At 61.2% G+C, this 20,332-nt stretch carries 17 protein-coding genes and 2 tRNA genes; 12 read left to right on the top strand and 7 right to left on the bottom strand.

The genetic code is table 11. The features are described 5' to 3' along the window. Complete coding sequence (locus tag O0882_RS20390) at positions 1-1,197, top strand: heme biosynthesis protein HemY (protein ID WP_289950916.1); 1,197 nt, start codon at positions 1-3, stop codon at positions 1,195-1,197. 88 nt (positions 1,198-1,285) lie between these two features. Here O0882_RS20390 and O0882_RS20385 read toward each other — a convergent pair whose 3' ends face one another. Beyond that, positions 1,286-3,712, bottom strand: coding sequence for a membrane-bound PQQ-dependent dehydrogenase, glucose/quinate/shikimate family (locus O0882_RS20385; protein WP_289950914.1), 2,427 nt, complete (start codon positions 3,710-3,712; stop codon positions 1,286-1,288). Positions 3,713-4,349: 637 nt separating this feature from the next. On the opposite strand from O0882_RS20385, the gene ppa reads away from it, so the two are divergent. Beyond that, positions 4,350-4,892: an inorganic diphosphatase gene (ppa, locus tag O0882_RS20380; RefSeq protein ID WP_101480430.1), complete on the top strand. Its 543-nt coding sequence runs from the start codon at positions 4,350-4,352 to the stop codon at positions 4,890-4,892. A gap of 75 nt (positions 4,893-4,967) precedes the next feature. Here ppa and O0882_RS20375 read toward each other — a convergent pair whose 3' ends face one another. Beyond that, complete coding sequence (locus tag O0882_RS20375; protein ID WP_289951234.1) at positions 4,968-6,101, bottom strand: GNAT family N-acetyltransferase; 1,134 nt, start codon at positions 6,099-6,101, stop codon at positions 4,968-4,970. A gap of 91 nt (positions 6,102-6,192) precedes the next feature. Here O0882_RS20375 and O0882_RS20370 point away from each other — a divergent pair, with 91 nt between their 5' ends. Next, entirely contained in the window at positions 6,193-7,809 is a 1,617-nt protein-coding gene (locus tag O0882_RS20370) for an NAD+ synthase (RefSeq protein ID WP_289950909.1), read from the top strand. A gap of 173 nt (positions 7,810-7,982) precedes the next feature. Then, a complete protein-coding gene (locus tag O0882_RS20365; protein ID WP_034758685.1) occupies positions 7,983-8,321 on the top strand; it encodes a P-II family nitrogen regulator in 339 nt (112 codons plus the stop codon). 25 nt (positions 8,322-8,346) lie between these two features. Here the strand turns inward: O0882_RS20365 and O0882_RS20360 are convergent, their stop codons facing one another. The 3 genes from O0882_RS20360 to trxB all read right to left on the bottom strand — a co-directional run bounded on the left by O0882_RS20360 (position 8,347) and on the right by trxB (position 10,735). Then, complete coding sequence (locus O0882_RS20360) at positions 8,347-8,976, bottom strand: trimeric intracellular cation channel family protein (protein ID WP_071078511.1); 630 nt, start codon at positions 8,974-8,976, stop codon at positions 8,347-8,349. Positions 8,977-9,099: 123 nt separating this feature from the next. Further along, the gene (locus O0882_RS20355; RefSeq protein ID WP_289950906.1) at positions 9,100-9,774 is read right to left on the bottom strand and encodes a Smr/MutS family protein; all 675 of its coding nucleotides are present in this window, start codon (positions 9,772-9,774) and stop codon (positions 9,100-9,102) included. Positions 9,775-9,781: 7 nt separating this feature from the next. Continuing rightward, positions 9,782-10,735: a thioredoxin-disulfide reductase gene (gene trxB / locus O0882_RS20350; protein WP_096234654.1), complete on the bottom strand. Its 954-nt coding sequence runs from the start codon at positions 10,733-10,735 to the stop codon at positions 9,782-9,784. A 215-nt stretch (positions 10,736-10,950) separates the two neighbouring features. On the opposite strand from trxB, the gene O0882_RS20345 reads away from it, so the two are divergent. From O0882_RS20345 to O0882_RS20335, 3 genes are all read left to right on the top strand, one after another. Beyond that, on the top strand, positions 10,951-13,311 hold the full coding sequence (locus O0882_RS20345) for a DNA translocase FtsK (protein WP_289950903.1): 2,361 nt from the start codon (positions 10,951-10,953) through the stop codon (positions 13,309-13,311). Between the two features lie 5 nt (positions 13,312-13,316). Beyond that, positions 13,317-13,973, top strand: coding sequence for an outer membrane lipoprotein chaperone LolA (lolA, locus tag O0882_RS20340; protein WP_257224860.1), 657 nt, complete (start codon positions 13,317-13,319; stop codon positions 13,971-13,973). A 70-nt stretch (positions 13,974-14,043) separates the two neighbouring features. Then, the gene (locus O0882_RS20335) at positions 14,044-15,363 is read left to right on the top strand and encodes a replication-associated recombination protein A (protein WP_289950896.1); all 1,320 of its coding nucleotides are present in this window, start codon (positions 14,044-14,046) and stop codon (positions 15,361-15,363) included. A 1-nt stretch (position 15,364) separates the two neighbouring features. On the opposite strand, the gene O0882_RS20330 is transcribed toward O0882_RS20335, so the two are convergent. Further along, positions 15,365-16,105 (bottom strand): NAD(P)-dependent oxidoreductase, encoded by a 741-nt coding sequence (locus tag O0882_RS20330; RefSeq protein ID WP_289950895.1) that lies wholly within the window; start codon positions 16,103-16,105, stop codon positions 15,365-15,367. Then, on the bottom strand, positions 16,102-16,392 hold the full coding sequence (locus tag O0882_RS20325; protein WP_289950893.1) for a DUF2917 domain-containing protein: 291 nt from the start codon (positions 16,390-16,392) through the stop codon (positions 16,102-16,104). Before O0882_RS20325 ends, O0882_RS20330 begins: the two co-directional genes overlap by 4 nt. Positions 16,393-16,572: 180 nt before the next feature. On the opposite strand from O0882_RS20325, the gene O0882_RS20320 reads away from it, so the two are divergent. The 5 genes from O0882_RS20320 to O0882_RS20300 all read left to right on the top strand — a co-directional run bounded on the left by O0882_RS20320 (position 16,573) and on the right by O0882_RS20300 (position 20,299). Then, positions 16,573-17,994, top strand: coding sequence for a PLP-dependent aminotransferase family protein (locus O0882_RS20320; RefSeq protein WP_289950891.1), 1,422 nt, complete (start codon positions 16,573-16,575; stop codon positions 17,992-17,994). Between the two features lie 149 nt (positions 17,995-18,143). Beyond that, entirely contained in the window at positions 18,144-18,347 is a 204-nt protein-coding gene (locus O0882_RS20315; protein ID WP_289950889.1) for a hypothetical protein, read from the top strand. Positions 18,348-18,481: 134 nt separating this feature from the next. Next, complete coding sequence (gene serS / locus O0882_RS20310) at positions 18,482-19,771, top strand: serine--tRNA ligase (protein ID WP_289950887.1); 1,290 nt, start codon at positions 18,482-18,484, stop codon at positions 19,769-19,771. Between the two features lie 78 nt (positions 19,772-19,849). Continuing rightward, positions 19,850-19,939, top strand: a tRNA-Ser gene (locus tag O0882_RS20305). 270 nt (positions 19,940-20,209) lie between these two features. Further along, positions 20,210-20,299: transfer RNA gene (locus O0882_RS20300), tRNA-Ser, on the top strand. Positions 20,300-20,332 lie beyond the last annotated feature (33 nt).

Here is a 20,332-nt window from a genome sequence, read left to right as displayed (position 1 = left end):
ATGCGTCTATTTCTCTGGTTACTCGCCCTGATGGCCGCGGCGATCGGTATCGCCGTGACGGCCCGTTTCAACCCCGGCAACGTGGTGCTGTTCTATCCGCCGTACCGCATCGATTTGTCGCTGAACTTCTTCCTGCTGCTGCAGGTGGCGCTGTTCGTGCTGCTGTACCTGCTGGTGCGCGCCGTGCGCGCCACCGTGCGCATGCCGGCGCAAGTGGCGGCCTATCGCCAGCGCAAGCGTGAGCGCGATGGCAACAAGGGCTTGCGCGAAGCCTTGAAAGCCCTGTTCGAAGGCCGTTTCGGCCATGCCGAGAAGGCCGCCCTGCGCGCCGCCGAGCTGGAAGAAAATGCCGGCCTGGCCGCGCTGATCGGTGCGCGCGCCGCGCACCGCATGCGGCAGTCCGAGCGCCGCGACAGCTGGCTGGCCCGTGTCGAAGGCGATGCCAGCCTGAAAACGGCCCGTTTGATGACGGTGACGGAATTGCTGGTCGATGACCACCAGCCGGAAGCGGCCCTGGCGGCCGTGCGCGAACTCAATGCCAGTGGCACGCGGCATATCCACGCGCTGCAATGGTCGCTGAAGGCCGAGCAGCAGGCGAAGAACTGGCCGGAAGTGCTGCGCCTCGTGCGTTCGCTCGACAAGCACCGCGCCCTGCATCCGGCCCTGTCCTCGCGCCTGCGCGAGCTGGCCTACGACCATTTGCTGTCCGATCCTTCGCATGACGCCGAATCGCTGATGCGCGTCTGGTCCACCGTGCCCAGCACCGACCGGGTCAAGCCGTATATCGCCTGCCGCGCCGCCACGGCCCTGAATGCGCGCAGCCTGCACGATGAGGCGCGCCTCGTGTGCGAAGAGTCGCTGGCCGCCGACTGGGACGAGCGCGTCGTGCGCGCCTACCGCGAAGCGGCGGCGCCGGCCGGCACGCCGGCCCTGCTGCTGCAGATCGAGCATTGCGAGCAATGGATGAAACAGCGTCCGCTGGATGCGGAACTGGCGCTGACCCTGGGCACCCTGTGTCTCAAGCAAAAACTGTGGGGCAAGGCCCAGCGCCACCTGGAGCAGGCTTTGTCGGATGCGAACGAGCCGCAAATGGTGCGCGACGCCCACCTGAAGCTGGCGCAGATGCACGATGCCTTGCAACAGACGGAACAGGCCGCCGCGCATTACCGCCAGTGCGCGCTGGCTACCATCCTGTAACCTGTTTCTCCAGACGTAAAAAAGCCGTTCAGTGCAGACTGAACGGCTTTTTTTATGGGCGCACTCCATGGAAGAGTGCGCTGTTACTTTACTTCTTCGGGATGGCCGTGCCTTCCGGCAAGGCATACGCGATCAGGGTATCGCTCATCTTCGTGCCCAGCGAACCGTGGCCGCCGGCCATGACGACGACGAACTGGCGTCCCGACTTGTTCGACACATAGCTCATCGGCGTAGCCTGGCCGCCGGCTGGCAGGCGGGCTTTCCAGATCACTTTACCGTTGCTGACGTCGTAGCCGCGGATGTAGTAGTCGAGCGTGCTGCTGAGGAAGGTCACGCCGCCACCGGTGGTGACCATGCCGCCCAGGCTGGGCACGCCCAGTGGCAAGGGAATCGGCACGGGACCGCTGTCGCGCGTGGTGCCGTTCTTGTGCATCCACACTTTTTTCATGGTGCGCAGGTCGACGGCGGCCACATAGCCCCACGGCGGTGCCTGGCATGGGAAGCCCAGCGGCGAAAGGAAGGCCTTGATTTCCACGGCGAACGGTACGCCCGTCTGTGGCTGCAAGCCCATTTCGCCGCCCGTGCCGCCCTTGGCCGTCGTTTCGGCGCGTGGCACGAGTTTTTCCAGGAAGCCCATGTAGTCAGGATTGACGATCAACAACTGGCGCACGGGATCGATGGCCGCGCCGCCCCATTCGAAGATGCCCAATGGGCCCGGCGAGATGACGGCGCCCTTGCCAGCCGTTTGCGGCGTGAACGGGCCTTCATAGCGGCGTTCCTTGAAGATGATGCGGCAGGCGAGCTGGTCGAACGGCGTGGTACCCCACATGTCCGCTTCGCTGATATTGCGCTCAGGCAAGAAGGTGAGGGCCGAGAACGGCTGCGTGGGCGACAAGGTGTCGCCAGCGGCAGGATTGCTCGTCGGCACAGGTTTTTCCGGCGCCGGCACGACCAGGCTGCCATCGCGGCGGTCGATCACATAGATGTCGCCCCGTTTCGTCGTGGCCACCACGGACGGGACTTTGCCTTTCGGCGTGTCGATGTCGACCAGCGAAGGCTGGCCGCCGATATCCATGTCCCAGATATCGTGGTGCACGGTCTGGTAGGCCCAGCGTACTTTACCGGTCGCCAGGTCCAGCGCGACGATGGCGCTGTTGAATTTCTCGCCATTCTTGTTGCGGTTGCCGCCCCAGGTGTCGGGGGTTTCATTGCCCATCGGAATGTAGACCATACCCAGCTTTTCATCGATGCTGGCCACGCCCCAGGAATTGGGCGAGTTGTTGGTGTAGTTCTTGCCTTCAGGGAAGGGCTTGGTATCTTCCGGCGTGGCCGGGTCCCAGTTCCACAGCAGCTTGCCGGTGACGGGATCGTAACCGCGGATCACGCCCGATGGCTCTTCCGTCGAATGGTTGTCCGTCACGCTGGCGGCGATCACGGCCACGTTTTGCGCCACGGCCGGTGGGGACGTGGGCATCAGGAAACCGCGCTTGATCATGGCCATGTTTTTATACAGGTTGACGACGCCGTTGTTGCCAAAGCTCTTGCACGACTCGCCCGTATCGGCATTCACGGCGATCATGGTGCCGTCCATGGTCGGCGCCAGGATGCGGCGCGGGCATTCCATGCTGGCAGCCTGTGGCGCCGGATTGTTCTTGGCGCGCCCCGCGTTCACGTCCCAGTAGGCGACGCCGCGGCAGATCATGTGCTGGTAGCTGGCCGCATCGCGGTTGATCTTCGGATCGTGGCGCCAGATTTCCTTGCCCGTGTCCGGGTTCAGCGCGATGACGATATTGTGCGGCGTGCACAGGTACAGCATGTCATTGACCTTCAGCGGCGTGACTTCATTGGCGATCTCGCCCGGGTCGCTCAAGCCCTTGAAGTCGCCCGTGTGGTAGGTCCAGGCTTCTTTCAGGCCGGAAATATTCGCGGGCGTGATCTGCGCTGCCGGGGCGTAGCGGTCGCCATAGCCGGAGCGGCCATACGCGGACCAGTCGTTGTGTTCGACGCCGGGCGCCAGGTCGCCCGTGGCGGTGGCGGCCATGTTTTCGGCCGGCACGTCGCCATGCAGGTCATGGTAGTCCTGGAACAGGGCGATGACGCCGGCGATGACGGTCAGCGCGACGGCGGCGGAGAGCGCCGTCTTGCCCGCTTGCGGCTGTTTCTCGGCGGCGGCTGGCGCCAGGCGGCGGCTGACGAAGGGCAGCAGCAGCCAGACAGCGGCGGCAAACCAGATATCGAGGCGCGGCAGCAATTGCCACCAGTCGAATTTCACTTCAATCACGGACCAGATGAGGGTGGCGAGCAGCAGCAGCGCCATGAATGGTTGCGCGCTGCGCTTGCCTTTGAAGACGAGCACGCCGGCAACGAGCATGCCTATGCCGGCCAGCAAGTAGTACCAGGAGCCGCCGAGCGTGGCCAGCCAGATGCCGCCGCCCAGCAGGGCGAGGCCGAACAGAATGAAAATAACGCCGGTGACCTTTAATAAAGGACCGGGTCGGAAAGAGGGAATCATCATATTCCTTTTTGCAAGGATTTATCGGTGGCGCGCTGAGGCGCCATATTGAATTCAGGGAAGGCGTCGATTGCAGAATATACAAAGTTTGGAATCACCAGAATGTGATAGTTTATCAGAATTGATGATTTTCTTTCGGTCGTGCCGTTTTTTTGGCAGGGCCGCCATTTGAATTAAATGAATGCTTAAAATAAAAGCAAATATTATGCTGGATGAGGGAAGTGTGGGGCTGGCAGGCCGCCTGAACGGTGGTGAATAGGGCGTGTTGAAACGCTCGCGTAATAATGCCGATGTGTCGTGGGATGAAAGATAATAAAGCTGTTGTTATAAGTGGCTGCAAAAAATGCAATGTCGATCAGCATAACCATGCTGGTGGAGTGGTGATATTGAAATGAAAATAGACAGATAATCAAACGGCATTAACTCAGGGTGGTGGTAGTATTACTTAAGTGTTTATACTTATTATTGTCGATGGTCTGTTTATTTTCTCTGAGGCAGGCTGCGCACGCTGGCGGGCCGTGCATGTCACTGTTGTTGGCTGGATGCGCAAAACGCCGGCAGGCCGCTGCTGCATCGCACAAGCCGCCTGTACTTCGCTATAATTACGCGGTTAAAACACAATCCGCTAATGAGGAACCCCATGAGTTTGAATAACGTCTCTTCCGGCCGCGACCTGCCGAACGATTTCAACGTCGTCATCGAAATCCCGATGAATGCCGATCCGATCAAGTACGAAGTCGACAAGGAAAGCGGCGCGATCTTCGTCGATCGCTTCATGGGTACCGCCATGCATTACCCGTGCAACTACGGCTACGTGCCGAACACCCTGTCGCCGGATGGCGACCCGGTTGACGTGCTGGTCATCACCCCGTTCCCGCTGATCCCGGGCGTGGTCGTGCGCTGCCGTCCTATCGGCGTGCTGAAAATGACCGACGAGTCGGGCGAAGACGCGAAAGTGCTGGCCGTGCCAGTCGACAAGGTCCTGTCGATCTACAGCCACTGGCAAAAGCCGGAAGATTTGAACGAACTGCGTTTGCGCCAGATCCAGCATTTCTTCGAGCACTACAAAGATCTGGAAAAAGGCAAATGGGTCAAGATCGACGGCTGGTATGGCCCTGACGTGGCCAAGGAAGAAATCCTGAACGGCGTCGCCGCGTTCAAGAAAGATGCTGAAAAAGCATAAATAACGGGGCGCTTCACTGCCGCCCACCGTTCAAAACGCTCCCCGCCAGCCATGGCCGGGAGCGTTTTTATTTTTCTAGCCGCGAAACGGGCTGTGTTCGTTCAATTCATCGAGGTAGGCATCGATGCCGCCCCGTTCGCGCTCGAGGAAGCGCTGCACGGCGTCGGCAAAGGCCTGGTGCGCCAGCCAGTGGGCGGACCAGGTCTTTTGCGGCAGGAAGCCCCGCGCCATCTTGTGCTCGCCCTGGGCGCCCCCTTCGAAGGTGGCGATGCCATTGGCGATGCAAAACTCCAGCGGCTGGTAGTAGGCCGTCTCGAAATGCAAGCAGGGCACATGCTCGAGCGCGCCCCAGTAGCGGCCATACAGGGTGTCCTTTGTATAGATCACCAGCGAGGCGGCAATGGCCCGGCCTTCGCGCTCGGCGATCACCAATAAAATGTTCTGCGGCATGCTGGCACCGATGCGCTGGAAGAACTCCAGGCTTAAGTACGGCGACGAGCGGTGTTCCGCATAGGTATTGCTGTAGCAGCGGTGGAAGAGTTTCCAGTCGGCATCAACAGCATCGACGCCGCATACTTGGCGCAGGGTCACGCCCGCTTCCTGTACCTTGCGCCGCTCGGCGCGGATATTCTTGCGTTTCTTGTGTTCCAGTGTGGCGAGGAATTGTTCGAAATCCGTGTAGCCGGGATTGAGCCAGTGAAATTGCACGCCACTACGCATCAGGTAGCCGGCTTCTTCCAACTGGCGCGCTTCGCTTTCCGGCGGGAACAGGATGTGGCAGGACGACACTTCGGCCGCTTGCTGCTGCGTCTGCAGGAAGGCCAGCAGGGCCGCGCGCGCCTGGCCATCGCGGGCCAGCAAGCGCGTGCCGCTCACGGGCGTAAACGGGATCGCGGACAACAGCTTCGGGTAATATTCCAGGCCATGTTGCTGATACGCCTCGGCCCAGGCCCAGTCGAACACGTATTCGCCATACGAGTGCAGCTTCAGGTACAGGGGCAGGGCGGCGGCCAGCACATCGCCTTGCCACAGCACCAGGTAATTCGGCTGCCAGCCCGTGTCCGCGCTGGCGCAGCCGGACTCGTGCAGCGCGTGCAGGAAGGCGTAGGAAAGGAAGGGAGTGGCGTCCGCCTGGCTGGCCAGCAGTTCAGACCAGGCCGCTTCGCCAATTTCAGCCAGGGTAGTGACGATAGCCGTGCGATAATTCATTGTTGTAGTGTGCATTCATCACTCTCGGGGCGCCGCCGTCGGCCTGCGCGCCCCTGTCTTGTTTAATAGAACGAAAATATCCATCATCATCATGACAGTCAAAGTCGCAATTGCTCAAATGAATAGTACGGTCGGCGATCTGGCCGGCAACCGTGCCAAGATCTTCGACCTTTCCCGCCGCGCATTTGACGCGGGTGCCGATATCGTGCTCACGCCGGAACTGTCGCTGGTCGGCTATCCACCCGAGGACTTATTACTGCGCAATGCATTCTACGCAAAAACGCAGGAAGCGTTTGCGGGGCTGGCCGCGGACCTGGCCCAGTTCAAGGATTTGCATGTGGTGGTGGGCTTGCCCCTGCAGGACGAGAAGGGCGTGCGCCACAACGCCGCCTCCGTGCTGCTGAACGGTGAAGTACTGGGCACCTACCGCAAGCACGATTTGCCGAATACCACCGTTTTCGATGAAAAGCGTTATTTCACCTCGGCGGACCAGGCTTTCGTGTTTGGCGTGAAGGGCGTGCGTTTCGGCATCAATATCTGCGAAGACACGTGGTTCGAGCACGCGCCCATGCGCACCCGCGCCGCCGGCGCGCAAGTGTTGCTGGTGCCGAACGGCTCGCCGTACCACATGAACAAGCAGCATCTGCGCTATGAAACCATGCGCAAGAACGTCAGCGCACAAGGCATGGCACTCGTGTACGCCAACCTGGTCGGTGGCCAGGATGAGCTGATTTTTGACGGCGACTCGTTTGTCATGGACGCGGCCGGCACCATTTGCGCCCAGTTGCGCCATTTCGAGGAAGACTTGCAGCTGGTCGAATTCGACGGCGCCACGCCCGTGCCGCAGGCCCTGGCCGCGCCGTTGACGACGGAGGCGCAGGTGTACCAGGCGCTGGTGCTGGGCGTGCGCGACTACATCGGCAAGAATGGCTTCCCTGGCGTGCTGATCGGCATGTCGGGCGGCGTCGATTCCGCTCTGACTCTGGCCATCGCCGTCGATGCGCTGGGCGCCGACAAGGTGCGCGCCGTCATGATGCCATCGCAATTTACGGCCGATATCTCGTGGATCGATTCGCGCGACATGGTAAAACGCCTCAATGTGCGCTACGATGAAATTCCGATCAAGCAAACCTTCGACGCCTTCCGCGCCACTTTGGCTACCGAATTTGCGGGGCTGGCGGAAGACGCGACGGAAGAGAACATCCAGGCGCGCATCCGCGGCACCTTGCTGATGGCCCTGTCGAACAAGCATGGCAGTATCGTGCTGACGACGGGTAACAAGAGCGAGATGGCGGTCGGCTATTGCACCCTGTACGGCGACATGGCGGGCGGCTTTGCCGTCATCAAGGATATCGCCAAGACGCTGGTGTACCGTTTGTGCGCCTGGCGCAACAGTATCTCAAGCGTGATTCCCGAGCGCATCCTGACGCGCGGACCATCGGCCGAGTTGCGCGCCGACCAGCTGGACCAGGATTCCTTGCCGCCGTATGACGTACTCGACGGCATCATGCAGCTGTACATGGAAGAAAACCGGCCGATCGCCGAGATTATCGAGGCTGGCTACCCGCCGGCCGATGTGGCCCGGGTCACACGCCTGATCAAGATCAATGAATACAAGCGGCGCCAGTCGCCGGTGGGCATCCGCGTCACGCACCGTGGCTTCGGCCGCGACTGGCGCTACCCGATTACCTCGAAATTCTACGAATAACGTGGGGAACCCCGCCAAACCTACTGCGCAGCTCACTACCGGGCATCCGTTGCTCACCGTACTAAAGTACGGCTCCGCTACTCAACCCGGTATTGAACTTGCTCGCTACGGTTTTGCGGGGTCCCGTTAAGCCAGCTAATGAAGAACTGACGATTACCAATAAGGAGAAAGCCATGAAACAGATTACCGCCATCATCAAACCATTCAAGCTCGACGAAGTACGCGAGGCCCTGGCCGATGTGAACGTGACGGGCTTGACCGTGACGGAAGTGAAGGGATTTGGCCGCCAGAAGGGCCATACCGAGCTGTACCGTGGCGCCGAGTACGTGGTCGACTTCTTGCCGAAAGTCAAAGTGGAAGTGGTGGTGGACGACAGCGTGTCCGAACTGGTGGTCGACGCCATCATCAAGGCGGCCCGTACGGGCAAGATCGGCGATGGCAAGATCTTCGTGCGCGACGTGGAGCAGGTCATCCGCATCCGCACGGGTGAAACGGGGCCGGACGCGGTGTAAGTGTTTCAGCTTGGGCCGCTGACCTTCAGCGCCCCAAGCGCATGTCGAATTTCCAGCATATCAGGCGCAGTATCGTGATACCGCTGGCGCTGGTCCACAGCGCGAAGTCGTGCTGGGCGCCGAAGTGCATTTGCAATAAATAAGCCCAGCAGCCGAAAAAGGCGCAGATGGCGTACGGTTTGCCGTCGCGAAACACCATCGGCACTTCGTTGCAGACGATGTCGCGCATCACGCCACCAAAAATCCCCGTAATCACCCCCATCATCGAGGCGATAAAGATCGGCATGCCGGCGCGCATCGCTTCGGCCACGCCCGCGATGGCGAACATGCCCAGGCCGATGGCGTCGGCGATGACGATCAGGCGTTCCGAGACGATCTGGCGCAAATGCTGGATCAGGGGCGCGGCCGTCAGGGCCAGCACAAAAATCAGAATCGCGTATTCCTGGTGCGAGACCCAGAACAGGGGCCGCTTGTCGAGCAGGATGTCGCGCAGGGTGCCGCCGCCGAACGCCGTGATGAAGGCCACGACAAACACGCCGACCAGGTCCATGCGCTTGCGGCGCGCTTCGATGAAACCGGAAAACGCACCCACCAGGATGGCGATGACCTCGATGATCTTGATCAGCGAGCCAGGCGGTAGTTGGGGTGGCATCATGGGTGGAGCGCTTGAGCAGGAAATAATTGTCACAGGTTAACATGACACGGCCCCGAATGGTGACAAACGGGGCCGTGTGCAGGGTGTAACTTGTGACTGAATTGTGATTTCTTGCTGGCAAGCTCAGCGGATGGGTTGCAGCGCGGAAGAAAGCAAGACCACCAGCGCCCCATCGCCCCCTTCGGAACGGCGCGCCTGGCAAAAGGCGATGACTTCATCCTTTTGCACGAGCCAGCTGTGCACCATCGATTTCAAGACCGGTTCCTGGCCTTTCGAGCCAAAACCCTTGCCATGGATCACGCGCACACAGCGCAGCTTGCGCCGCGTCGCCTGGTTCAAGAAGGCGCCGATGCCGTCGCGCGCCTCGTCGCGGCGCAAGCCGTGCAAGTCCAGCTCATCCTGGATGGGCCAGTGGCCCTTGCGCATCTTCTTGACCACGTCCGGTCCCACGCCGGGGCGGGCGTAGTTCAGGGCCGGATCGTTTTCCAGATAATGGTCGACCTCGAACAAGTCCGACAGCGACTCGCGCAGCACGGCCGCAGCGTCCTCTTCTGGCGTGAGCTTGCGTGCCGGCTGCTGGGCCGCCATGGCGCCCGCCTTGGGCACGCTGGGCACGTAGCGGTCCGACTCGGGCAGACGCTTGACGCCGCCGATGCTGGCCTTGAACAGATTGCTTTCCACGGCTTGCACCTTGACCTGCTGGGCGCGCTCAGCCGCGGCTTGCGCGCGCGCATCGGCCTGCTCCTTGAGCTGCTTGCTGACCGCTTTCAGGTCGGCAAAGTCTTTCATCGACGCCATGCGACGCTTACTCCTGGCCTTCCAGGTAGCGCTGGGCATCCAGTGCTGCCATGCAACCCGTGCCGGCGCTGGTGATGGCCTGGCGGTAGATATGGTCTTGCACGTCGCCGGCGGCGAACACGCCCGGCGCGCTGGTGGCGGTGGCCATGCCTTCCAGGCCCGTCTTGGTCTTGATGTAGCCGTTGTGCATGTCCAGCTGGCCTTCGAAGATGCCCGTGTTCGGCTTGTGGCCAATGGCGATGAACACGCCGTGCACGGAGAGCGCTTCGACCTTGCCGTCGATGGTCGACTTGATGTTCAAGCCAGTCACGCCGCTGTCGTTGCCCGTCACTTCATCCAGGGTGTGGTTATATTTCAACACGATCTTGCCTTCGGCCACCTTGGCGTTCAGGCGGTCGATCAAAATCGCTTCGGCGCGGAACTTGTCGCGGCGGTGGATCAGTGTGACTTTATTGGCGATGTTCGACAGGTACAGCGCTTCCTCGACGGCCGTGTTGCCGCCGCCAACGACGGCCACTTCCTGGTTGCGGTAGAAGAAGCCATCGCAGGTGGCGCAGGCGGACACGCCCTTGCCCATGAAGTGCGCTTCGGATGGTAGGCCCAGATATTGCGCGGATGCGCCCGTGGCGATGATCAGCGTGTCGCAGGTGTATTCGTGGCTGTCGCCCTTCAGGCGGATCGGCTTTTCGTTGAGGAAGGTGGTGTGGATATGGTCAAACACGATTTCCGTATTGAAACGCTCGGCGTGCTGCAACAAGCGCTGCATCAGGTCCGGACCTTGCACGCCCATCGGGTCGCCGGGCCAGTTTTCCACGTCCGTGGTGGTCATCAACTGGCCGCCTTGTTCCACGCCGGTGACCAGCATCGGGTTCAGGTTGGCGCGGGCGGCGTAGACGGCGGCGCTGTAGCCGGCTGGGCCGGAGCCGAGGATCAAAACGCGGGCGTGTTTGGTAGTGGTCATGGGAGGCTTCTCTATGAGTGGGGTCTGTCCGAATTGGGGGCATACGCGCGAAGAACAAGGACGTATTGCGCTTGCGCAAGCAATCCAAGATTATAGACCAAGCCGCCTGTGGCGACGAATCGTGGGGCCGTCCGGGGCATATATGGCTTAGAATACTTCCTTATTATGGGAAATTCCCTTTCAGAAACATTTACCACCTTGCAGCGCTTCCCAGAATGACTAAACCAGCCCAGGCCAATCAAAATAGCTACACCCGAAAACCGGTCGAACGCCGGCCTCTGCCGAACCGGCTGGTGCGGCTGCTGTCCGAGGCGCGCTGGTTCGCGCTGGCCGCGTTTGCCCTGTATTTCGTGCTGATACTGGCCAGCTTCAACAAGCTCGATCCGGGCTGGTCGCATGCGACCTCCGTCGACAAGGTGGCCAACCTGGGCGGCAAGCTGGGTGCGACCTTCTCCGATTTGTTGCTGTATATCTTCGGCTTTTCCGCCTGGTGGTGGTGCGTCTGGCTGCTGCGCACGGTATGGAATGGCTATCGCCGCCTGAGCAAGCGCTTCCTGCTGGAAGAGGAAGAGGTGGAGCGCGAGCACCATGTCGAGATGCTGATCCGCATCGTCGGCTTCTCCATCATGCTGATCGGCAGCATGGGCCTGGAATACCTGCGCATGGCGAAAAGCCTGCACGTGCAGCTGCCGCGCGAGCCGGGCGGCGTGCTGGGCCAGCTGGTGGGCCACTCGGCCCACGTGGCCTTCGGCTTCACCGGCGCCACCTTGCTGTTGCTGCTGCTGTTCGGCCTGGGTTTCAGCCTGTTCTTCCACGTCTCCTGGTTGCAAGTGGCCGAGCGCATCGGCGGCGCCATCGAAGACGTTTTCAACTGGTTCGTGCTGCGCTACCAGGACCGCGAAGACCGCCGCCAGGGCGAAGTGGCCGCCGTGCGCCGCGACGAAGTGGTGGTCATCGAACGGGCCAAGCACGTGGAAAAGCATGTGGCCGCGCCGCCCGTGAAGATCGAGCCGCAGGTGGTGACCGTGGTGAAATCGGAGCGCGTGGAAAAGGAGCGCCAGGCGCATCTGTTTGAAACCCCCGGCGACGGCAAATTGCCGCCGCTGTCGCTGCTCGACGAGGCGCCACCCGTGGTGGAAACGGTTTCCGTGGAAACCTTGGAATTTACGAGCCGCCTGATCGAAAAGAAATTGTCGGACTTTGGCGTGGATGCCAAGGTAGTGGTCGCTTACCCCGGCCCTGTGGTGACGCGCTATGAAATCGAGCCGGCCACGGGCGTCAAAGGCAGCCAGATCGTGGGCCTGGCGCGCGACCTGGCCCGTTCGCTGTCGTTGACGTCGATTCGTGTGGTGGAAACCATTCCCGGCAAGAACTACATGGCACTGGAATTGCCGAACAGCAAGCGCCAGATCGTGCGCCTGACGGAAATCCTCGGTTCCAAGGTCTACAACGATGGCGTGTCCAGCCTGACGATTGCGCTGGGCAAGGATATCGCCGGCAAGCCCGTCGTGGCCGATCTGGCCAAGATGCCGCACTTGCTGGTGGCCGGTACCACCGGTTCCGGTAAATCCGTGGGCATCAATGCGACGATTTTGTCGCTGCTGTACAAATCCGACCCGCTCGACGTGCGCCTGATTCTGATCGATCCGAAGATGCTGGAAATGTCCGTCTACGAAGGCATTCCGCACTTGCTGGCGCCCGTCGTGACCGACATGCGCCAGGCGGGCCACGCGCTGAACTGGGCCGTGAACGAGATGGAACGCCGCTACAAGCTGATGAGCAAGATGGGCGTGCGTAACCTGGCCGGCTACAACGCGAAGATCGCCGACGCGAAAAAGCGCGAAGAACATATTCCGAATCCGTTCAGCCTGACGCCCGATTCGCCCGAGCCGCTGGATAAACTGCCGACCATCGTCATCATCATCGACGAGCTGGCCGACTTGATGATGGTGGTGGGCAAAAAAGTCGAGGAATTGATCGCGCGTATCGCGCAAAAGGCGCGCGCTGCCGGTTTGCACTTGATTCTGGCCACGCAGCGCCCATCTGTAGACGTGATCACGGGCTTGATCAAGGCGAACATCCCCACGCGTATCGCCTTCCAGGTCTCGTCGAAGATCGACTCGCGCACGATCCTGGACCAGATGGGTGCGGAAGCCTTGCTGGGCATGGGCGACATGCTGTACATGCCGCCCGGCACCGGCTTGCCGATGCGCGTGCACGGCGCGTTTGTGTCCGATGAAGAAGTCCACCGCGTTGTCAGCTATCTGAAGCTGCAGGGCGAACCGAATTACATCGATGGCATCCTCGAAGGCGGCACCCTGGAAGGCGATGGCGCCGAAGGCGGCGCGCCGGGCGAGGGTGGCGGCGAGGCCGATGCCCTGTACGACCAGGCGGTGGCGGTGGTGCTGAAAAACCGCCGCGCCTCGATTTCGCTGGTGCAGCGTCATTTGCGCATCGGCTACAACCGCGCCGCCCGTCTGCTCGAGCAGATGGAGCAGAGCGGGGTGGTATCAACCATGCAATCCAATGGCAACCGGGAAATCCTGGTGCCGGCGGCGAGTAGTGAACAAGGGTAAACAGAATGAAGAATACGACTTTCGCAACAAAAATGATCATCGGCGCGGCCAGCGTCGCCTGCAGCCTGCTGTTCGCGGCCAGCGCCTCGGCCAGCGCGCTGGAGCAGTTCAAGAGCTTTGCCGCCGGCACCAAGTCGGCCAAGGGCGAGTTCGTGCAGCGGCAAGTCAAGAAGGCGGACGCCAGCGGCAAGGCGAAAGTATCGACCCCCGCCAGCGGCACGTTTGAATTCGCCCGTCCAGGCAAGTTCATCTGGACTTATCTGAAACCGTACGAGCAATTGCTGCAAGCGGACGGTGACAAGCTGTATATCTACGACAAGGATTTGAGCCAGGTGACGGTCAAGAAACTGGGCGACGCGCTCGGTTCCTCGCCGGCCGCCATCTTGTTCGGCAGCAACGATCTGGAAAAGAATTTCACCCTGGCCGAAGCGGGCACGCGCGATGGCCTGGAATGGCTGAAAGCCACGCCGAAAGCCAAGGACACGACCTTCGACGAAATCACCATCGGCCTGCGCAATGGCGTGCCGGAAGCGATGGAATTGCGCGATTCGTTCGGGCAGACGTCGGTGCTGGCGTTCAAGAATTTCCAGAAAAATCCGGCTTTGTCTGCCAATCACTTTAAATTTGTCATGCCCAAGGGCGCGGATGTCATCAATAATTGATTATTGAACTCCTGTTGTTGACCGGCCTCGCAGCGATGCGGGGCCTTTGCATTCTTACCCGGTAAATATTATGGCGGATCTCTTTTCCACCGCACCGCGCCAGCCGCTGGCCGAAGCCTTGCGGCCGAGCACTCTCAACGAAGTCATCGGCCAGACGCATTTGTTGGGCGTGGGCAAGCCGCTGCGTCTCGCTTTCGAGGCGGGCAAGGCCCATTCGATGATTTTATGGGGGCCGCCCGGCGTGGGCAAGACGACGCTGGCGCGCCTGATGGCGAACGCGTTCGACAGCGAATTCATCGCCTTGTCGGCCGTGTTTGCGGGCGTGAAAGATATTCGCGCGGCCATGGACCAGGCGCGCCACAGCCTGGACCAGTTTGGCAAGCATACTTTATTGTTCGTCGACGAGATCCACAGGTTCAACAAGTCGCAACAGGATGCCTTGTTGCCCTTCGTCGAATCGGGCCTCGTGACGTTCGTTGGCGCGACGACGGAAAACCCCAGCTTCGAGGTCAATTCGGCGCTGTTGTCGCGCGCGCAAGTGTATGTATTGAAATCGCTCAACGAAGACGAGATGAAGCTGCTGCTGGCCAAGGCGCAGTCCACGGCGCTGACGCACTTGACCTTTGACGAGGCGGCCGCCGACACCCTGATCGGCTACGCGGACGGCGATGCGCGGCGTTTCCTGAATTTACTGGAACAGGCCGAGACGGCCGCCAGCTCGACGGGGACGACGAAGATTGATGCGGCCTTCGTCGACAATGCGCTGACCCTGAACTCGCGGCGCTTCGACAAGGGTGGCGACAATTTCTATGACCAGATTTCCGCGTTGCATAAATCCGTGCGCGGCTCGAACCCGGATGCGGCCCTGTACTGGTTTTGCCGCATGATCGATGGCGGCGCCGACCCGCGCTACTTGTCGCGGCGCATCGTGCGCATGGCCTGGGAAGACATCGGCCTGGCCGACCCGCGCGCGCTGACCATGGCCAACGACGCAGCGGCAACCTATGAACGCCTGGGTTCGCCCGAAGGCGAACTGGCGCTGGGCCAGGCCGTGATCTACCTGGCGATTGCCGCGAAAAGCAATGCCGGCTACAACGCGTTTAACACGGCCATGGCGTTTGTGAAGAAGGATAAATCGAAGGAAGTACCCGTGCACTTGCGCAATGCGCCGACGAAACTGATGAAGGAACTCGGCTACGGTCACGCCTATCGCTACGCGCACGATGAGCCGGACGCTTACGCGGCCGGCGAAACCTACTTCCCGGACGGCATGGCCGAACCAGGCTGGTACCAGCCCGTGCCGCGTGGCCTGGAAAGTAAAATTGCCGATAAACTGGCCTGGCTGCGCGAGCTGGACAGGAAAGCAGGAAAACCAGCCGGCAAGGGCTGAATTACAAGCCCAGCAAGCTAAAACCGTCATCCTGCGGCGCGTAGCCGACCAGTTGGCGCGTCGCCGCGATCGACAGCCGTTTGTAGCGGTTGTCCGACACGCCATGCACGACGTGGTAGCCGGGCGCCACGTCCGCCGCCACGCAGCGGGCCAGTAGCTGCACCACGTCGCGTTCGCTGATGAAGGCGGCGATGTCGCGCGCGCTGTGCTGTTGACCTGGCGCAAAGTGGGCCACGTTGGCGATGCGCACGGCGATCGCCGTCATGCCATGCTGGTGCGCGAACGCGGAGGCCACGCCTTCGCCAAAGGCCTTGCTGGCGCCATACATGTTGGCCGGCCGGGCCGGCATGTGCTCATGCACTTGCATATCGAGCGGATAGCCCTCGATGGCTTGCGCGCTGCTGGCAAACACCACTCTTTTCACTCCCTGTGCCTGTGCCGCGCGGAAGATGTTGTGCGTGCCGATGATGTTCGGCTGCAGCAATTGCGCATCGAAATCGGCGCTGGCGTGCGGCACGCCGGCCAGGTGCAGCACCACGTCGATGCCGGCGCAGGCGGCCAGGCAGGCGGCGTAGTCGCTCACGTCGAGCTGCATGGACGGGCAGGGCGCTTCGGCCAGCTTGCCTGTCTGCAGGTCGGCCAGGCGCAGGGAGAATTCCCCGTGCCGGCGCTTCCAGAAAGCGGTGCCGATGATGCCGGCGGCGCCCGTGACGAGGACGCGCAGTGGTGGTGCTTGAATCATGTATTCCTTGTGATTAATGTTTGAGGGCGGTGCCGATGCAGCCAGCGCAGCAGGGTGGGGCGGGGTGCGGCGGTCCCATGCACGCGGATGCGTCCGCTACCCACGGCTTCGACCAGCACCAGGCCGTCATTCGGTATCGTGTAGCGTTCGCCGCTGCGCAGCACGCAATCCTCGAACTGGGCGTAGGCCGTGATCCAGGCCATGCCGGACAGGCATTCGATGACCCTGGCGTGCGCTTTTTCCAGGCGCAAGGGCCGTTCGCTGCGTAATTCGTGGTCGGTATGCATGGCATCGCTCCTGTTGTGCTGACAGGAACAGCTTAGGCCCTTGCTGCAAACCATGACAGATGCAGGAAAACGAAATTGTGATGCATACAGTGCCCCTTGCCGTACACTGTGCTTGTCAAAAAATCGGGCAACTGTATCTGTGCGGGCCGCGCGCGGCAGCCGCATACTGAAGGGATGAACATGAGCGCGCATTTGAATCTGTACGAGCACCTGGCCAACGAGCTGGGCGCCTTGATCGACTCGCGCGTGTTCGCGCCCGGCGACCGCCTGCCATCGATCCGCCACCTGGCGCAGCAAAAGCGCATTTCTGTCAGTACGGTGATGCAAGCCTTGCGCCTGATGGAAGACCGCGGGCAGGTCGATGCGCGGCCCCAGTCCGGCTATTTCGTGCGCCACCGGGCGCCGCGCCGTCCCTGCAGTGCCGACGCCCAGCACTTGAAGGAGCCGGCCTTTGTCGGCATCAATAATCTGCTCATGCGCGTGCTGAAGGACAATGAAACGGCGAATATCGTGCAGCTGGGCACGGCCTGGCCGCCCGATGAGATACTGCCCGTCAAGCGCATGCAGCGCACCATCAGCGCGGTGGCGCGGCGCGAGCCCGCCTTGTTGAGCAAGGTCAGCTGCTACGACGTCAGCGAAGGCAATTTCTTGCGCCAGGTGACGCGCCGCGCGCTGGACTGGGGCAAGCTGGACCTGCACGAGATCGTCGTGACGAATTCCTGCACGGAAGCGATCAGCCTGTGCCTGCGCGCCGTGGCCAAGCCGGGCGACACCATCGCCATCGAGTCGGCCACGTATTTCGTGCTGCTGCAGATGATAGAAAGTCTGGGCATGAAGGCGCTGGAAATTCCCACCGACCCGAAGACGGGGCCGTCGCTCGATGCGCTGGAGCTGGCCTTGCGCGCCGGCCTCGTGCAAGCGTGTCTGTTCGTGCCGAACGCCAACAATCCGCTCGGCTGCGTCATGCCGGAAGCCAACAAGAAGCGGCTGGCGGGACTGCTGTCGGAATTCAATATTCCGCTGGTGGAAGATGATGTATATGGCGACCTGTGCTTTGCGCCGCAGCGTCCGTGGCCCGTGAAGGCTTACGACACGAGCGGCAATGTGCTGCTGTGCTCCTCTTTTTCCAAGGCGATTACGCCCGCGTCTCGCGTCGGCTACGTGCTGGCCGGGCGCTTCGCGCAGGAAGTGGCCTTGCTGAAAACCGTGTCGAGCGGCGCCACCAGCCATTTCTTCCAGGCTGTGCTGGCCGATTTTTTGGAAGGCAGCAGCTACGACCAGCAGTTGCGCAAGATGCGGCGTACTCTGGTGCAGCGCATCGCCCGCATGTCCGACGCCGTGGCGGCCAGCTTTCCGGCGGACTGCATGCTGTCCGAGCCGCAGGGCGGTTTCGTGCTGTGGGTGCAGATGCCGCCGCAAGTCGATGCGCTGGCCCTGCATGGCCAGGCCATCGCCGACGGCGTGGCGTATATGCCGGGCCAGCTGTTCTCGGCGTCGGGCAAGTTCAGCAATTATCTGCGCCTCAATTGCGGCAATGCGTGGACGCCGCGCATCGAGCAGGCGATTGGCCGCCTGGGCCGCCTGGTGCATGAGGCCTTGTAACTATTCTTTGCGTTTCAGTCCCTGTTTTTCACCGTTCGCTCCCTGTTTCTCGCCGCTGGTCGCAAGCCGGTGGCGTTGTTTGCGGCCGTTGGCTAAAGTACCACCATACCAGCAGCAGTCAACTACACAAACCAACCAGGAGTCACATCATGCACGCACTGAAAAACATGGAAATCACCTTTGTCGCCGCCGCCATCATCGCCATCGGCGCCAGCTTCGCCAGCGCCGGCGCGAATACGGTGGAAGTGAGCGCCAGCAGCACCGTGATTGCCCAGGCTGCCGACAGCGCGATGCCTGTCGTCACCGTCAGCGCCCGCCGCCTCACCGCTGCCGAAAAAGCCGCCTTTATCTGAACACAAGTTGTATAGCGGGCGCGAGTGCCCAGCCACACTGCCATGACGATGGTGGAGCGTGCGCAAAACTCATCGAAGTGAACAGGGTCTTGGTACAATGAGTGCTTTCGATACATCGGCACCGCCATCCACCCATGATAGATATCCAACTTCTCCGTAAAGACATCGCCACCGTCGCAGAACGCCTGGCGACGCGCAACTTCCCGCTCGACGTGGCCGGTTTTACCGCCCTCGAAGCCGAACGCAAGGCGATCCAGACGCGCACCGAGGAACTGCAGGGCAAGCGCAATGCGCTGTCCAAGCAAATCGGCATGTTGAAAGGCAAGGGGGAGGACACCTCGGCCGTGATGGCGCAAGTGGCCGGCCTGGGCGATGAGCTGAAAGCCGATGAAGCAGCGCTGACCCTGGTGCAAGCCAAGCTGAGCGACTTCATCATGGCCGTACCGAATTTGCCGCACGAATCGACGCCAGCGGGCGAAAACGAAGCGGGCAACGTGGAAGTGCGCAAGGTCGGCACGCCGCGCAGCTTCGACTTCGAAGTCAAGGATCACGTCGACGTGGGCGCCCCGTTGGGTCTGGACTTCGAAGTGGCCACCAAGCTGACCGGTTCGCGCTTCTCCGTCATGAAGGGCGGCATCGCCCGTTTGCACCGCGCGCTGGCGCAGTTCATGCTCAACACGCACGTGGACGAGCACGGCTACACGGAATGCTATACCCCGTACATGGTCAACGCCGATTCGCTGCGCGGCACGGGCCAGTTGCCGAAATTCGAAGCCGATCTGTTCTCGGTGAAAAAGGGTGGCGCGGAAGGCGAGGGCGAGACCTTCTACCTGATCCCTACCTCGGAGGTGACGCTGACCAATATCGCGCGCGATGAAATCCTGGCGCTCGATCAATTGCCACTGAAAATGACGGCCCACACGCCATGCTTCCGCTCGGAAGCGGGCAGCTACGGCCGCGACACGCGCGGCATGATCCGCCAGCACCAGTTCGACAAGGTGGAAATGGTGCAAGTGGTGCATCCGGACACGTCGTACCAGGTGCTCGATGAAATGGTCGGCCACGCGGAAGCCATCTTGCAACGCCTGGGCCTGCCATACCGCGTGATGTCGCTGTGCACGGGCGACATGGGCTTTGGTGCCACCAAAACCTTCGACCTGGAAGTGTGGTTGCCGGCGCAAAACACCTATCGCGAAATCTCGTCCCTGTCGAACTGCGAAGCCTTCCAGGCCCGCCGCATGCAGGCGCGTTTCCGCAACGCCGCCGGCAAGCCGGAACTGGTGCACACCCTGAACGGCTCCGGCCTGGCAGTGGGCCGCACCCTGGTCGCCGTGCTGGAAAACTACCAGCAAGCAGACGGCAGCGTCGAGATCCCGGCCGTGCTGCGTCCGTATATGGGCGGCCTGACGCATCTGAAGGCTTAAAAATAGTCCTTTTCTTTTTGTCGCGGGCTGCTATAATCTTGCCTTCCCGCAGCAATGCAGGAAAAGACCGCAGTAAATGGAGAGGTGGCAGAGTGGTCGAATGTACTTGACTCGAAATCAAGCGTACGTTAAATCGTACCGTGGGTTCGAATCCCACCCTCTCCGCCAGAACAAATAGAGAAAGCTCCCGCAAGGGAGCTTTTTTTATTTGTGCCGGCGGAAAGGAGTACGCCCCCTGCGGGGCGTACGCGTGGGATTCGAAGCCCCGCGCATATTTGCGCGGGGCTCTCCGAATCGCCCAATTGGTTTCTCGGTTTGGCGGCCAGCCCTCAGTTGCAAATCGCCAATAAAACCCCTACCCAACCCAACAACACCCATGCTAAAATAGCGCCTCGTTCAAACCGGCACGCCAGTTTGAATGAATAGACCGCAGTAAACGGAGAGGTGGCAGAGTGGTCGAATGTACTTGACTCGAAATCAAGCGTACGTTAAATCGTACCGTGGGTTCGAATCCCACCCTCTCCGCCAGAATACATAAGAGAAGCTCCCGCAAGGGAGCTT

Origin of the sequence: Janthinobacterium sp. SUN073 (assembly GCF_030397665.1) — a bacterium.
Classification (GTDB): Bacteria; Pseudomonadota; Gammaproteobacteria; order Burkholderiales; family Burkholderiaceae_D; genus Janthinobacterium.
Note: the sequence above shows the minus strand (reverse complement) of the source record. Positions and strands in the feature narration are given on the sequence as shown.